13 protein-coding genes are annotated in these 15,550 nt (G+C 71.5%); 9 read left to right on the top strand and 4 right to left on the bottom strand.

What is annotated here, in order from left to right; genetic code table 11:
• The first annotated feature begins 336 nt into the window (after positions 1-336).
• The gene (locus LJ657_RS07980; protein ID WP_232647684.1) at positions 337-1,206 is read left to right on the top strand and encodes a S1 family peptidase; all 870 of its coding nucleotides are present in this window, start codon (positions 337-339) and stop codon (positions 1,204-1,206) included.
• Between the two features lie 9 nt (positions 1,207-1,215).
• On the opposite strand, the gene LJ657_RS07985 is transcribed toward LJ657_RS07980, so the two are convergent.
• Both LJ657_RS07985 and LJ657_RS07990 read right to left on the bottom strand, forming a co-directional pair.
• A complete protein-coding gene (locus LJ657_RS07985; RefSeq protein WP_232647685.1) occupies positions 1,216-2,847 on the bottom strand; it encodes an N-acyl-D-amino-acid deacylase family protein in 1,632 nt (543 codons plus the stop codon).
• 26 nt (positions 2,848-2,873) lie between these two features.
• Positions 2,874-4,139 carry an amino acid deaminase gene (locus tag LJ657_RS07990; protein WP_232647686.1) on the bottom strand — a complete coding sequence of 422 codons (1,266 nt, stop codon included), beginning with the start codon at positions 4,137-4,139 and terminating at the stop codon, positions 2,874-2,876.
• A 137-nt stretch (positions 4,140-4,276) separates the two neighbouring features.
• Between LJ657_RS07990 and LJ657_RS07995 the strand changes: the two genes are divergently transcribed.
• From LJ657_RS07995 to LJ657_RS08030, 8 genes are all read left to right on the top strand, one after another.
• Positions 4,277-5,566, top strand: a complete 1,290-nt coding sequence (locus LJ657_RS07995) for a sugar kinase (RefSeq protein ID WP_308117017.1) — start codon at positions 4,277-4,279, stop codon at positions 5,564-5,566.
• On the top strand, positions 5,563-6,324 hold the full coding sequence (locus tag LJ657_RS08000) for an IclR family transcriptional regulator (RefSeq protein ID WP_232647687.1): 762 nt from the start codon (positions 5,563-5,565) through the stop codon (positions 6,322-6,324). The genes LJ657_RS07995 and LJ657_RS08000 overlap by 4 nt, the downstream gene beginning before the upstream one ends.
• Before the next feature lie 39 nt (positions 6,325-6,363).
• Entirely contained in the window at positions 6,364-6,774 is a 411-nt protein-coding gene (locus LJ657_RS08005; RefSeq protein WP_232647688.1) for a RidA family protein, read from the top strand.
• Positions 6,775-7,028: 254 nt separating this feature from the next.
• Positions 7,029-7,583 carry a hypothetical protein gene (locus LJ657_RS08010; protein ID WP_232647689.1) on the top strand — a complete coding sequence of 185 codons (555 nt, stop codon included), beginning with the start codon at positions 7,029-7,031 and terminating at the stop codon, positions 7,581-7,583.
• Positions 7,584-8,205: 622 nt separating this feature from the next.
• Positions 8,206-10,641: an ATP-binding protein gene (locus LJ657_RS08015; RefSeq protein ID WP_232647690.1), complete on the top strand. Its 2,436-nt coding sequence runs from the start codon at positions 8,206-8,208 to the stop codon at positions 10,639-10,641.
• 52 nt (positions 10,642-10,693) lie between these two features.
• Entirely contained in the window at positions 10,694-11,605 is a 912-nt protein-coding gene (locus tag LJ657_RS08020; protein ID WP_232647691.1) for an anti-sigma factor RsbA family regulatory protein, read from the top strand.
• Between the two features lie 77 nt (positions 11,606-11,682).
• The gene (locus LJ657_RS08025) at positions 11,683-12,165 is read left to right on the top strand and encodes an ATP-binding protein (RefSeq protein ID WP_372487826.1); all 483 of its coding nucleotides are present in this window, start codon (positions 11,683-11,685) and stop codon (positions 12,163-12,165) included.
• Positions 12,166-12,225: 60 nt separating this feature from the next.
• A complete protein-coding gene (locus tag LJ657_RS08030; RefSeq protein WP_232647692.1) occupies positions 12,226-13,548 on the top strand; it encodes an Nramp family divalent metal transporter in 1,323 nt (440 codons plus the stop codon).
• Between the two features lie 24 nt (positions 13,549-13,572).
• Here the strand turns inward: LJ657_RS08030 and LJ657_RS08035 are convergent, their stop codons facing one another.
• The gene (locus LJ657_RS08035) at positions 13,573-14,823 is read right to left on the bottom strand and encodes a hypothetical protein (RefSeq protein WP_232647693.1); all 1,251 of its coding nucleotides are present in this window, start codon (positions 14,821-14,823) and stop codon (positions 13,573-13,575) included.
• Positions 14,824-14,898: 75 nt separating this feature from the next.
• Entirely contained in the window at positions 14,899-15,411 is a 513-nt protein-coding gene (locus LJ657_RS08040) for a SigE family RNA polymerase sigma factor (RefSeq protein WP_232647694.1), read from the bottom strand.
• Positions 15,412-15,550: the final 139 nt, after the last annotated feature.

Below are 15,550 nucleotides of genomic sequence, written 5' to 3' on the forward strand. Positions count from 1 at the left end.
CGGCAGTGGCGCGGAATCGGCCCCGGCGGCCTCCCCGAGCCCGAGCGTCTCTCCGAGCCGCACCGCGTCCGCGTCCGAAGGCGGGACCCGGGAGCCCTCCGCCGGGACTTCCACCACGGCTGTCACGGCGACACCCGCCCCCACCGCGAGTGCGTCGGGTCCGGGTCGCTCCGGCGGTAACCCCGGGCACGGGCAGGGTGGCACGAAGGGGCCCAAGCAGCCGTAGGGCTGGATAGGTTCTTGCCCAACCACCCCTCTCCCCTCAGAATGCACATGTCAAATCTATGGGCGGCCGGAAAATCTCCGGTCGCCCAAGTCGCAAGAGGGGACCCCCACATGAAGAAGCCTCTCCTCGCCGTGCTCTCGGCCCTGGTGATAACCGGGGCGGGCATGGCACCCGCGGTCGCGGCGCCCCTGCTCACGGACGGCGCGGCCACGAAGACGACGACCAAGGCGGCCACGCCCACCATCAAGGCCGTCAACTTCGCCGGCACCGTGGCGCTCAGCAACTGCTCCGGCTCCGTCATCCGCTTCCCGAACTCCGCGGACACCGACCCGGCGCTCGTCATGACCAACGGCCACTGCCTGGAGACCGGGTTCCCGGCGGCGGGCGAGGTCATCGTCGACCAGGCCTCCAGCCGTAGCTTCAGTCTGCTCAACGCCTCGGCCACCAAGGTCGGGACGCTGCGCGCCAGCAAGGTCGCGTACTCGACGATGACGGACACGGACGTCACGATCTACCAGCTCACCACCACCTACGCGAAGATCAAGAGCACGTACGGCATCAGCCCGCTCACCGTGCAGGACACGCACCCGACCGCGGGCACCGCGATCACGGTCGTCTCCGGCTACTGGAAGAAGACGTACGCCTGCAATGTCGACGGGTTCGTCTACCGCCTCAAGGAGGGCGACTGGACCTGGAAGGACTCGCTCCGCTACACCTCGGCCTGCCAGACCATCGGCGGCACCTCGGGCTCGCCCGTCGTCGACAACGCCACCGGCAAGGTCGTCGCCGTCAACAACACCGGCAACGAGGACGGCGAACGCTGCACCGAGAACAACCCCTGCGAGGTCGACGCGAGCGGCAACGTGACCGTCCGCCAGGGCATCAACTACGCCGAGGAGACCTACCAGATCCCGGCCTGCTTCGGAGCCGGCAACAAGCTGGACCTGAGCGCCGCCGGCTGCACGCTGCCCAAGCCGTAGTCCCGTAGCTCACCGCCGGGTGGCGTTCCGTCGCACGGGACTGCGACGGACCGCCCGACCCGCCAGCACATCCGTCCGCCGGCCGTCCTCGATGACGAACCGGCCGCCGACGAGGACATAAGGGATGCCCGTCGGGAGCGTGCGCGGATTCTCGTACGTCGCCCCGGCCGCGACCGTCTCCGGGTCGAACAGGACCAGGTCGGCCTTGCAGCCCTCGCGGACCAGTCCCCGGTCCGGCAGTCGCAGCCGGGCGGCGGGCCGCGAGGTGAGATGGGCGACGCACTCCTCCAGCGACAGCACACCCAGCTCCCGTACGTACCGGCCGAGATACTGCGGGAAGGTGCCGTAGGCGCGCGGATGGGGCTTCGTCCCCTGGAGGATGCCGTCCGAGCCGCCGGTGTGGACGGGGTGCCGCATGATCGCCCGGACGTTCTCCTCGTGGCCCACGTGCTGGAGGATCGTCGAGCCCAGCCGGTCCGCCAGCAGCAGATGACGGGCGGTGGCCCACGGGGCCTCGCCGCGCGCCTGCGCCGACTGCCGGATCGTACGGCCGACGAAATCGCCCAGCGCCGCGTCCGCCACGCCGGAGATCTCGATCGTGTCCCACTCGATCGGGACGCCGTGGCAGCCGTCCGCGCCCACGACCTCCATGTGGTGCCGGATCCGCTCGGCGGTCTCGTCGTCCGCCAGCCGCTTCAGGACCGCCTCGGGTCCGCCCTCGCTCGCCCAACTCGGCAGCAGCGCCACGAGAGTTGTGCAGCCGGGCGTGTAGGGGTACGTGTCGAGGCTGATGTCGGCCCCGGCCGCCAGCGCCTCGTCCAGCAGGGACAGCAACTCCGGTGCCCGGCCCTCGTTCACGCCGAAGTTCATGGTGGCGTGGGCGAGATGGAGTGAGCAGCCCGCCTCCCGGGTCAGGGTCACCATCTCCTCGTACGCCTCCAGGGCGCCTGCCCCGTACGAGCGGTGATGGGGGCAGTAGTAGCCGCCGTACTCCGCCACCACCCGGCACAGCTCGGTCAGTTCGGCGTCCTTGGCGTACATGCCGGGCGTGTAGGTCAGCCCGGACGACATGCCGACCGCGCCCTGCTCCATGCCCTCGGCGACCAACTGCCGCATCCGGTCGAGCTCCTGCGGGGTCGCCTCGCGCTCCTCCCAGCCGACGGCGAGCATGCGGACCGTCCCCTGGGGGATCAGATAGGCGGCGTTCACCGCGACCCCCTGGTCCAGCCGGTCCAGGTACTCGCCCACCGAACGCCAGTCGAAGTCGATGTCGTCGCCGTGGCCGTTCCAGCCGGTGATCGCGCGGCGCACCTCCGCGAGCGTGCGGTCGTCGACGGGGGCGTACGACAGCCCGTCCTGGCCCAGGACCTCCAGCGTGACCCCCTGCGCGGCCTTGGCGCTGTGGTCCGGGTCGCGGAGCACCGCCAGGTCGCTGTGGGCGTGCATGTCGATGAAGCCGGGGGAGAGGACCAGCCCCTCCGCGTCCAGCTCCCGCCGCGCCTTGGGGCGTAGGCAGCCCGCGGCGGCCGCCTCCTTGACGATCGAGACGATCCTGCCGCCGTCGACCACCACGTCCGCGCGGTACGACGGCTCACCACTGCCGTCCACGACGTCCGCGTCCCGGATGACGAGCTCCTCCACGATCGGCCTCCTGTCCCCGGCTGTTCCTAGAAGAAGGTGCGGATGTAGTCGACGACCGTGCCGTCCGCCTCGACCAGCGGGATCAGCTGCCACTTGTCGAAGGACGTGCACGGGTGGGACAGACCCAGGCCCAGCCAGTCCCCGACCTCCAGATCCGCCTCTTCGGTCGTCCGCAACCAGGCGTGCTGGTCCGACAGCGCGGTCACCGAGATGCCGGTGGCCGGGCGCTCGGCGCCGTTCCGCCGGACGACCTGCGCGAAGGGCAGGTCGAGGTCGTAGGCCGCGTCCCGCTTGCCCGCGTTGACGAAGGCCTGCTCGGCGGAGGGACGGGAGACGACCTGCGTCCAGAGCCGGAAGGCGGGCTCCAGGGCACCCTCCTCCGGGACCCGGTTGAAGGGGGTGAGCTTGCGGTAGTGGCCGTCGTCGTGGGAGACGTAGGCGCCGGAGCGCAGCAACTTCAGTACCGGGGCGGAGAGCCCGGGGATCTCCGCGAACACGTCGGCCACCGCGTCGAACCAGGCGCTGCCGCCCGCGCTCACGACGATCTCGTCCAGCCCCGCGAACCGCCCCGCCTTGTCGAAGTCCGCGGCCAGCGCGACCAGACGGCGCAGATACGTGTGCACACGCTCCGGGTCGGCCTGCGGGACCTCGCCCTCGTAGCCCGCGACACCGACGAGCCGCAGCGTCCGCGTACCGGACACCGCATCGGCGACCGCCGCGCACTCCGTCTCCGTACGGACGCCGGTACGGGCGCCCTCACCGGCGGCGAGCTCGACGACGACGTCCAGCGGACGCGAGGCGCCCTGGAGCGCCGCGTCCATCAGCTCCACCCCGCGCACGGAGTCGACGTAGCAGACGAGACGGAACCCGGGGTCGGCATCGAGCTCGGCCGAGATCCACCGCAGGGCGGCCGGGTCGACGAGCTGGTTGGCGAGGAAGACCCGCTGGGTCCCGAACGCCCGCGCCACGCGCACCTGGTGGGGCACCGCGAGCGTGATGCCCCAGGCGCCGCGCTCGGTCTGCTGCCGGAACAGCTGGGGCGCCATGGTGGTCTTGCCGTGCGGGGCGAAGGCGAGGCCGTGGCGCGTCGCATACGTCTCCATGAGCGCGAGGTTGTGCTCCAGTCGCTCGGCCGACAGGGCGAGGACGGGGGTCGCGAAGCCGCCGGTGAAGAGGTTGCGGCGCTGGGCCGCCAGCTCGCCGACGGTCAGACCGTCCGCGTCCGGCGGGAGGCCCTTGAAGCGGTGGTCGACGCGTTCCCCGGCGAGCCGCGCGAGGGCTTCCGTGCCCATGAGGCCTCCCTGATCAGGTGCGTTGCATTAGTTGCAATGCTCGTTGCGTATATCGCTTTTCGCTGTCTAACATCTCGGCCAATGCTGGGTCAACGACAACCGAGTACCCGCCAGGACATCGAGGAGTTACGACGATCGTGACCGCGACCGGACCTCGCAATGCCCCAGACGGCGCCGAGGCCGTCGACGCCGTCGATGCCGTCGATGTCGTCACGCTCGGCGAGTCCATGGTCACGTTCCTGCCCTCGCGTCCCGGCCGCCTCGCCGACGTCCCCTCCTTCGACCGCGCCATCGGCGGCGCGGAATCCAACGTGGCATGCACCCTGGCGGCCGCCGGGCACTCCGCGCGCTGGGTGAGCAGGGTCGGCGCCGACGGGTTCGGCGACCACCTGGTCGAGGCGATCGGCGCGTACGGCGTCGACGTCACCGCCGTACGACGGGACCCGGCGCGCCCGACCGGCATCTACTTCCGTACGGCCGGCGACCGGGCGACCGACGCCCACGAGGTGGCGTACTACCGGACCGGCTCCGCCGCCTCCGCGATGACCGTCGAGAACACGGACCTGAACGCGGTGCGCGCGGGCCGGGTCCTGCATCTGTCGGGGATCACGGCAGCGTTGTCGGAGGGCTGCCGGGGGTTGCTGCGCGAGCTGACCGCGCCGGGTTCCGGGAGGCCGCTGGTCTCGTTCGACGTGAACTACCGGGCGGGGCTGTGGGCGGACGCCGACGGATCGGGGGTGCTGCTGGAGCTGGCGCGTGGCGCCGACGTCGTGTTCGTGGGCGAGGACGAGGCGCAGGAAGCGTGGGGAGTGACGGGCGGACCGGAGGCGGTTCGTGCCGCACTCCCCGAGCCGGGGGTGTTGGTGGTCAAACAAGGAGGAGCGGGGGCTACGGCTTTCGTGTCGGCCGCGGGCGGTCGTGGGCTGGTCGCGCCCACGCGGCGGAGCCGCACATGTCACCGTCCCGCGCCCCTCGGGTCCCCCGGCGGCCACGCCGTGCCGCCTGCGGGCAGTCGTGCCGCTGGGGCGGCTCCCGACCCGAAGAGAGGCGGCACCCCGCAAGCGCGGGCCGGCGACACCGCCCCTGCCTCAGCCCCGACGCCGGGCACCTTCGTCCCCGCCCTCACCGTGGACGTCGTGGCAACCATCGGCGCCGGAGACGCCTTCGCCGCCGGCTTCCTGTCGGCAGCCCTGCGCGGCCTCCCGGCGGCAACCTGCCTACGCCACGGCCACCTCACGGCGGCAGCCGCCCTCACCGCCCCGGGCGACCTCGCCCCACCCCCCGCCCGCGCCCACGCCGACCGCCTCGCCGCCCTCGACGACGACGCGTGGGGGAGACTTCGACTCGGCCCCGGCTGGACGCATGCCGATGATCACGCCGTGCAGCGAGCCGTCGATCGGGCCGACGAGGAGGTACGTACGCCATGAGCCAGACCGTCGACCGCGCGCTCAGCATCCTGCCGCTGCTCGCCGAGGGCCCCGCCGACCTCGGCCAGGTCGCCGACCGCCTGGACGTGCACAAGTCCACGGCCCTGCGCCTGCTGCGCACACTGCACGAGCACGGCCTCGTCTACCGGCAGTCCGACCAGCGCTACCGCCTCGGCGCCCGCCTCATCGCACTCGCCCAGGAGGCCATGGAGAACCTCGACATCCGCGAGATCGCCCACCCCCACCTCGTACGCCTCAACGAGCAGTGCGGGCACACCGTCCACCTCGCCGTGTACGAGGAGTCCGAGGTCCTCTACATCGACAAGGTGGAGAGCCGGTACCCGGTCCGGATGTACTCACGGATCGGCAAGCCGGTCGCGATCACCGTCGCCGCGGTGGCGAAGCTGCTCCTCGCCGACCTCCCCGAAGGAGAGCGCCGGGCGCTCTCCGACAAGCTCGACTACCCCATGTACACCTCCCGTTCCACCCCCAACGCCCCTGCTTTCCTACGGGAGTTGGACAAGGTGCGCGAACAGGGCTGGGCCACCGACCTCGGCGGCCACGAGGAGTCCATCAACTGCGTCGCCGCGCCGATCCGCGGTGCCGACGGCCGCGTCGTCGCCGCGATGTCGGTCTCCGCGCCGAATGTCGTCGTCACCGCCGAGGAACTCCTCACCCTGCTCCCCCTGGTGCGCCGCACGGCCGACGCGATCAGCGGGGAGTACTCCGGAAGAACGCCGGTGAAGGACAGCCGGTGAAGGACAGCCGGTGAAGGACAAGTCAGTGAAGGACAGCCCGTGACCGAGAAGATCGCACTCACCCCCAAGACCCACACCACCCCGCCCGCGAAGTTCTCCCACGGCGTCAGGAAGGGCAACATCCTCCAGGTCGCCGGCCAGGTCGGCTTCCTGCCCGCCGAGGAGGGCAGGCCCCCCACACCCGCCGGCCCGACCCTGCGCGAACAGACCCTCCAGACCCTCGCCAACGTCAAGGCGATCCTGGAGGAGGGCGGCGCGAGCTGGGACGACGTGATGATGATCCGTGTCTATCTCGCGGACGTCGACCACTTCGCCGAGATGAACGGCATCTACAACACCTATTTCGAGGAGCAGGGCCTCACCCAGCCGCCCGCCGCGCGCACGACGGTCTACGTCGGTCTGCCCGCGGGTCTCCTCATCGAGATCGACGCGTTGGCCGTTCTGGGCTGACACCCCCTCAACTCCCGCACACCGTAAGCACTCACGGTACGGCGCCGCCCGTCATCCCCGGGACGCCGTACCGCGATACCCCCTGCCCGAAAGCCGTATGCGTAGAGGCAGGAACCAGCGGCCCCGCGAGGGGACCGCACCAATCGGCGTCACCGCTGGTTGGAATCCCCGCACCATAACGTTGTGGGGAGGAAGCCAAAACGAAGTTGGGGCTGGCTGTGCCCGGCACAGAGTTGTCAGCCATACTGCCCGCTGTGGAGCAGCGCATAGGATCGAGCAGCCAGCCCCTGAAGGGCGAGCCCGTGACCGGTGCCGGATTCGACCCGGCCTTCATTCCCGGGCTCACCCCACCCGTGTCCGAGGAACCGGAGGAGGTCGAGGCGGAAGACGCCGTGGCCGAGGACGAGGCCGACGGCGAGCACGTCGAGTCCGGGGACGCGGAGACCGAGGAGCCGGCCGCGGAGGACGAGGCCTCTGCGTACGACGGCGAGGACTCTGCCGATGACGAGGAAGAGGCCCCCGAAGGCCCCGTCTTCGAGGCCTCCGACCGTCGCGCGAAGGTCGTCGCCGACCACAAGGGCGTCCGCCTCACCCTGGACGACCAGGAGTGCGAGTTCCGCTGGGACGAGATCGGCGCCGTCGAGACGGAGTCCCCCCGCTTCGGCAAGCGTTTCACCATCACGGTCCACACCCCTGACCGCCGCTGGTACCCGATCGAGATCGAGGCGACGGCCAGGAGTCTCTTCACGGAGTGGGAAGAGCAGCTGGACGCGGTGCTGGACGCCTACTTCGACGAGAACGCCGGCTAACCGCAGTACTGGTCGGCCTGGTCGGCGGGTGAGCAGTTGTTGGCCATGGTTGGCCGCCCTGTCTCTGGTATGGGTGAACGGGGCCGGTTCCCGGGATCATGAGACAGCGGGCGCCACCAGCGGGCCGATCTCGCTGAACGCGTCCGCATCGGAAAGGTCAGGGTCGAGGAGAACCGGCGGGCTGAGCGGGAAAAGACGCTCACCGCTGTGTGCTCGTCCCGCTGAGCCGGAGTCATGACCAGGGCCGGCGAGGACCAGTACCAGCTCTCTGTGCGCTGGTTGCTCGCCGCCCTCGCCGCCCTCGTCGGCCGAAGGCGTCGGCTTGTGGACACTGCTGGCGGTGGCCGAGACGGGTGCCGTCATCGTCATGTAATGGCATGGACACGTCAAGATGTGGCGGGTTGCGGAGTGTACGCGCAGCCGTCACCGCGGAGGCGCCCTCCGGCGAAGTGCACTCGCGGGTGTGACCTGAACGTGCATATATGCCGATTACGGAGAAGAGTGATGTTCCGCTTCACTCAGGTTCGCCTAGCGATGTCTGCGCCGGTCGCGCTGGCCGGCCTGCTTTTCTGCTGGGGGCCCGGGGGCGGCCCCCGGAAAAATGCAGCAAGGGAGGCTGATCATGGGCGGATCAGCGCCGCGACGGGACCGTCGCCTGCCGGTCGAGACCACCAGCTTCGTCGACCGGCGCGGCGAACAGGCCGCGGGCCGCGAACTGCTCGCCAGGGCGCGCCTGGTCACGCTGACCGGACCGGGCGGCGTCGGCAAGACCCGGCTCGCCGTACGGCTCGCGGCCCGCGTCGAACGGGCCTTCCCCGACGGTGTGCGCTTCGTGCACCTGGCCGGACTGCACGACCCGGCGCTCGTCCCCCTCGCCGCCGCCGAGGCCCTCGGCCTGCACGACCACTCCGCGCGGCCGCCGCTGGACGCCCTGGTCGAGCAGGTACGGGACCGGCGCCTGCTGCTGGTCCTGGACAACTGCGAACACCTGCTGCAGGCCTGCGCCGAACTTGCCGCCGCCCTGCTGCGCGGCACCACCGGCGTCCGGCTCCTCGCCACCAGCCGGCACCGCCTCGCGCTCACCGAGGAACACCTCATGGAGGTGAGGCCGTTACCCGTCCCCGACCCGGACGGCGACCTGGGGGCCCGTCCGCAGACCCCCGCCTGCGCCGCGACGCCCGGACAGGCGCTCACCGCCGCCGACGGCTACCCGGCCCTCGCCCTCTTCGCCGACCGCGCCGCCGCCGTGGTCCCCGGCTTCCGCATCACGGCCGACAACTGGGCCGCCGTGGCCCGCCTGTGCCGCCGCCTGGACGGACTCCCGCTCGCCATCGAGCTGGCCGCCGTACGCATGCGCGTCCTCGGCGTCGAACAGCTCCTGGAGCGCCTCGACGACCGCTACCGCCTCCTCACGGCCGGCAGCAGCGCGGCCCTGCCCCGCCACCAGACCCTGCGCGCCGCCGTCGACTGGAGCCACGAACTCTGCACCGGGCAGGAGCAGCTGGTGTGGGCGCGGGCCTCCGTCCTGTCCGGCGGCTTCGACCTGGAGACGGCGGAGGCGGTCTGCGCGGACGGCGAGCGAAGCGAGACGGGGGTCCCCCCGGCTGGAGGCCGGGCGTCCGTACGGCCGTACGACGTCCTGGAGGCCGTCGCGGGGCTGGTCGACAAGTCCGTGCTGGGCAGGGAGACGGGGCCGGACGGGGTGCGCTACCGGCTGCTGGACACACTGCGGCACTACGGCCTCGACCGGCTGCGGCAGCTGGAGGGGGAGGAGGACGCCACCCGGCGCCGTCAGCGCGACTGGATGCAGCGGCGGGCCGCGGACTGCGAACGCGCCTGGTTCGGGCCCGGGCAGCGGGAGATCGTCGCCCGGCTGCGGGCCGACCAGGACGGCCTGCGCGCCGCCCTCGACTTCAGCCTCACCACCCCCGGCGAACGCCTCGCCGCGCTGCGCCTCGCGGGCACCCTGTGGTTCTACTGGCACGCCTGCGGGGCACCCCGCGAGGGCCGCTACTGGATGGAACGGGCCCTGGACGCCAACCCCGAACCGACGGGTGAGCGGGCCCGTGGACTGTGGGTGGCCGGACTCCTCGCCGCCGCCACCCAGGACATGAGCGAAGGCCTGCGCCGCGCACGGGACGCCCACGCACTGGCCGAGCACCTCGGTGACAGGGCCGAGGCCGCGCACGCCGCATACGTCATCGGCGTCATCCGCCTGTTCGGCAACGAACTGCCGGCCGCCCTGGAGCACTTCGAGGCCACCGTCGCCCGCGGGCCCGTCCCCGGCCAGCACCTCAGCCTGCACGGCCTCGACCAGGTCGAACTCGCCTGCGCGCTGGGCTTCCTGGGCGAGGCCGACCGCGCCGTCGAGGTCTGCGAGCGCGCCCGCCGGCTGTGCGAGGAGCACGGCGAGGAGTGGGTGCGCTCGTATGTGCTGCGGATGCTGGCCCTCGCCCACACCGTGAAGGAGGACTGGACTGAGGCCGGACGGCACGCCCGCGAGGCGCTGCGCCTGAAACTCGCCGTGCACGACGTCACCGGCATCGCCCTCACCCTCGACCTGCTGGCCCACATCGCGGCCCGGGAGGGCACCCACGACCACGCGGCCGCGCTGCTCGGCGGCGCCGACCGCACCTGGGCCGACATCGACCGGGAGCGCTGGGGCTCAGCCGCCCTGGGCGCCATCCGCCGCGGCAGCGGCGAGCGGGCGCTGGCCGCCCTGGGACGGGCCGGCTTCGAGCGGTCGTACGAGAAAGGAGGCGCCCTCGGTCTCGCGGAGCTCGTCGCGTACGCGACGGAGGGCAAAGAGCCCCAACACTCCACCGCCGCGGGGGAGATGAATGGCCGCCGCAGATCCCGGCCCGCGCAGTGCAGCACGCTCACCCGCCGCGAGACCGAGGTCGCCGCACTCGTCGCCCAGGGCCTCGCCAACCAGCAGATCGCCGACCGGCTCTTCATCGCCCGCCGTACCGCCGAAGGCCATGTCGAACGCATCCTCAGCAAACTCGGCTTCAGCAACCGCAGCCAGATCGCCGCCTGGGTGACCGCCCAGAACTGAGCCCCGTCCAGGCTCCCCTCCAGGACCTCCACGCCCCCCAGAGAGGAGAACCATGACCAGCACACATCACGGCCCCACCCCCACCCCGTTCGACCACCGCATGGCCGTGTACGGCGCGGACGACGAGTTCGTGGCCGCCGCGCTGCCGTTCCTCGTCGAAGGCCTCGGCGCCCCCGGCGAACCCCCGCCGGTGGCCATCGCCGCCCCCGACAAGCTGGACCTGCTGCGCGACGCCCTCGGCGGTGACGCGTCGAGCGTCACCTTCGTCCCCCACACCGAGTGGTACACCGGCTCGGCCGCCAACGCCGTGGCCCAGGGCGCCGGTTACCTCGCGGCGCACGCAGGCCCCGGCGGCCGTATCCACCTCCTCATGGAACCCGTGTGGAACGGCCGCGCAGGACGCTCCGTCCGGGAGACCACCGAGTGGATCCGCTACGAGGCCCTCGCCAACCTCCTCTTCGCCCCGCTGGCGACGACGGCCCTGTGCGCCTACGACACCCGCACCGCCGGCGCGGCCATCATCGAGGCGGCCCGCCGCGCCCACCCGGACACCGCCGTCTACGAGGACCCGGTCCGTCTCACGGCCGAACTGGACTCCGTACCGCTGTCGTTGCCCCCGGCCGCCGCGGAACCGCTCGCACGGCCGTACCCGGAGGCCGTTCGCGCGGGGGCCGCCGCCCGTGGACTGGCGCCCGCGGACGCGGAGTTGTTCGCCGAGGCGGTCACCGCTGCGGCCACCGCCCTCGGCTCCGTGACCGACGCCCTGATGTGGGGCCGGGCGCCCGCCTGCGTCTGCGAACTCCGCGCGCCGCATCGCCTCGACGATCCGCTGGCCGGCTTCGTCCCCCCGCCCACCCCCGAACTGGAACCGGACCAGGGCCTCTGGTTCACCCGACAGGTGTGCGCCTACGTCGACGTCCGTGACGAGGGAGCGGGGACGACCGTACGGCTGCAGTACGGGTAACCGCTTGCCCGTACGCAGGTATGGAAACAGGTAGTCCTCCCCGTTTGCCGCGGCGCCGGGGAGGACACTCTGAAACCATGCTGGATCTCTCCGGGACCCCCCACCCGGACTCGGACCCTCAATTCGCCGCTTACCCCCAGCCGCCCTTGCGGGCAGGTCATTCGAGCGTGGAGTACGATCCGCGCCCGACGGCCGTCCGCGAGGCCCGTGCGGAGGTCCGAAGGCAGCTGGAGGTGTGGGGGCTGACGGACCGGGACGACCTGGTGGACGTCGCCGAACTCCTCGTCAGCGAGCTGGCCACCAACGCCCTGCTGCACGCCGCGAGCCGTTTCCGGCTCACGCTGTCCGCCGCGCACGGCGTCCTGCGCTGCGAGGTGCGGGACGGCGGCCGGCGCACTCCGCAGGTGCTGGAGGCGGGCGCCTCGGAGAGCGGTCGCGGAATGTTCCTGGTGAACGCGCTTGCCGGACGCTGGGGCTGCCACCAGGACGGGCAGGGCAAGACGGTCTGGTTCGAACTCGGCACCTGCAAGGCGGACGGCTGCGGCCAGCGGGACCCGTAGGGGCAGGCCGCGCAGGCCGCCCTCTTGTCATTACCGTCTCTTTGCGGTTTGTTGACCTTCGTGGCGGACACCACGGGACACCCCACTGACACCGAGGCCCCATCCGACACGAACCGGATCCCCCGCAAATCCAGTTGGCGCCACATCGGCCCAGGAATCGTCGTGGCCGCCACCGGGGTCGGCGCCGGTGACCTCGTGGCCACGCTCATCGCGGGCAGCAACTTCGGCTACACCCTGCTCTGGGCCGCGGTCCTCGGCTGCCTGGTGAAGATCTCGCTCGCCGAGGCGGCCGGCCGCTGGCATCTGTCCACCGGGCGCACGCTGTTCGACGGCTGGGCGAGCCTCGGCCGCTGGACGACGTACTTCTTCGTCGTCTACGCGGTGATCTGGGGCTTCGTCTACGGCGCCGCGGCGATGTCGTCGAGCGCGCTCCCGCTCCAGGCGCTCTTCCCGGACCTGCTGGACCTGAAGGGCTGGGGCATCGTCTGCGGCCTGGTCGGCCTGGTCTTCGTCTGGTTCAACAAGTACGAGGTCTTCGAGAAGGTCATGACGGTCCTGGTGGGCGTCATGTTCGTGGTGACGGTGTACCTGGCCATCAGGGTCACGCCGAACCTGCCGCACGCGCTGGCGGGCCTGCTCCCGGTCCTCCCGGACGAGAAGGACTCGATCCTCAACACCCTGGGCCTGATCGGCGGCGTCGGCGGCACCATCACCCTCGCCGCGTACGGCTACTGGGTCAATGCCAAGGGCTGGACGAACACCGGCTGGATGAAGGTGATGCGGCTGGACAACCGCGTCGCGTACGCCACCACGGGCGTCTTCGTCGTCGCCATGCTCTTCGTCGGCGCCGAACTGCTCCACTCCGCGAACGTGGCCATCGCCGGCGGCGACAAGGGCCTGATCCAGCTCAGCGACATCCTGGCGAAGGAGTACGGCTCGGGGACGGCGAAGTTCTTCCTGATCGGCTTCTTCGCGACGTCCTTCACCTCGCTGATCGGCGTGTGGCACGGCGTGAGCCTGATGTTCGCGGACTTCGTGGCCCGGTACCGGGGTCGCGCGGCAGCGAGCGGCGAGGAGGTCGCCTCGGGGGAGCGGGAACGCTCCTGGCCCTTCCGCGCGTACCTGCTGTGGCTGACCTTCCCGCCGATCGTCCTGCTCTTCCAGGGCCAGCCCTTCCGCCTGATCATCCTCTACGGCGTCCTGGGTGCGGCGTTCCTCCCCTTCCTCGCCCTGACCCTGATCTGGCTCCTCAACTCCGTCCGCACCCCCCGCGAGTGGCGCAACGGTCCGCTGAGCAACGCGATGCTGGCCCTCGCGGGGCTGCTGTTCCTGATCCTGTGTGTGAAGCAGGTCTGGGACCAGCCGTGGGGGGAGTTCCTCTGAGGCCGTCAAAGTCGCCGAGCACCCTCAGAGCCACCACTTCGGGCTGAGCGCGATCTCGCGGAGTTGTCCCATGGTCAGCGCGGGGGTCTTGCGGGTCGCGTCCTCGTTCGGGGCGCCGGAGTTCAGCTCGCCGATCACCACCCGCCTGCCGTCGGTCCGGATGGTGTCGACGGTCCACATCACGGCTCCGGCGCCGCCCTTCTCACTCGGGACCTGGTGCGTCGCGACCTTCGTCCCGTCGGCCAGCACCTCCGCGTCGGAGCCGAAGAGGTCGCCCTCGGCGTCCGACATGTCGGCCTGGACGTTGACCTGGACGAAGTTCTTGCCCTTGCCGTCGTCGAGGACGAGGTAGCCGTATCCGGAGTCGTCACCGCTGTCTTCGGACACCTTGAAAACCCCCTTCGGCAACAGTGAACTGAGGGTCGGGGCGATCGCCACGGAGTCGGCCGTCGCGGTCGGCTGCGGGGCCGGCTTGTGCGTGTCCGGCGGCATCGCGTCGATGGCGTCCCGCCAGGCACCGGCGGCGGCGAGCTTCCTCAACTGCGCTGCGGACAGCGGTGGTTCGGCCCGGCTGATCGGCGCGCCCTTCTCGGCCGCCGCGTTCCACTCACTCACGCTGACGTGGTGGCCCTCCGGCGTGACGAGCTCGGCGCTCCACCACTTGGTGTCCACCCGTCGGTCCGGATACTCGTAGCCCTGCAGCACCATGACCACCGAGCCGCCCGTGAGCCGGGTCGTGCTGCAGGCGTCGTAGTGGACGAACACCTTCCGCGGGCACTCGGTGGTCGCGCGCGCCTCGTCACTCCCCGGCTCGACCCGCCCCAGGCCGACGCTGATGGCCGCCGCGCCCTTTCCGTCGTCGTACACGAGTTGCACGTACGGCCCCGGCCGGTCGTTCGTCCCGCGTGCCTCCGCCTTGCTGAACCTGCCTTTGGGAAGCAGACCTTCGAGGGTGCGGATCATCTGGTCGCCGGAGACGGGCGAGGGGGTGGGTGCGGCGGTGGCGGTGTGTCTGCCGGTGCCGACCGAGGCTCCGTCCCGGTGGGCCGACGATCCGGTGCCGGGCCCCAGCAACGCGCCGCCCACGCCGACCAGGGCGAGCGAGGCGACCCCGCCCGCGACGGCGGCCCGCCGCCGCAGCAGCAGGCGCCGCCGCCCCCGCAGTTCACCGGCGGTGACGAGCGCGAGCCGGTCGGTGTCGAAGGCGTCGACGGCCTGCCGCAGATCGGCTGAGAGCCGTTCCTCGAAGGGAGTGCCGTGCTGGTCGAAGGGCATGACGGACCACCGTTTCGCGAAGAGGATGAAGAAGAGGATGAAGAGGGCGGCTGCACAGGGCGGTACAGGTGCCGTTCAGGGGCGGGCGTACTCGCCGAGGTCCTCGCCGAGCAGCTCCCGCAGCCGCCCCAGGGCACGGACGCACCGCGTGCGCACGGCCGCCGAACTGGCGTTCATGGCCTGGGCGGTCTCCTCGATGGAGCGGTCCTCCCAGTACCGCAGAACGACCACGGCCCGGTCCTTGGCGGGCAGCCGGGCCAGGGCCTCCAGCAGGGTCAGCCGCAGCGGCATGTCACGGCCCGCCCCGTCGTCGGGCACGTCGGGCAGCACGTCGGTGGCGCGCTCGGTGCTGCTGCGCCTGCGCTGATGGGTGAGGAACGTACGCATGAGAACGGTCTGCGCGTAGCCCGCGGGATTCTCCACGCGGGCCACGCGCCTCCAACTGACGTACAGCCGCCCGAGGGTCTCCTGCACCAGATCCTCGGCCAGATGTGTGTCACCGGCGGTCAGCAGACAGGCGGACCGGTACAGATGCCCGGCACGCACCGCAGCGAACTCCGCGTACTCGTCCGCACGTGCCTGTCTCATCCACGTCCCCCTGCCCACGGCCCCGTGCCCGGCACCGCCCGCTTCATTGTCCTCACTTCATTGACGCGGTGGGACCGGGGAAATGTTTCGCGGCGGCTGCTCCCGGCTGCGGCGCCGCACGTTCGGCGGCGCCGCACCA

This window comes from Streptomyces guryensis, from assembly GCF_021261325.1.
Lineage (GTDB): Bacteria > Actinomycetota > Actinomycetes > Streptomycetales > Streptomycetaceae > Streptomyces > Streptomyces guryensis.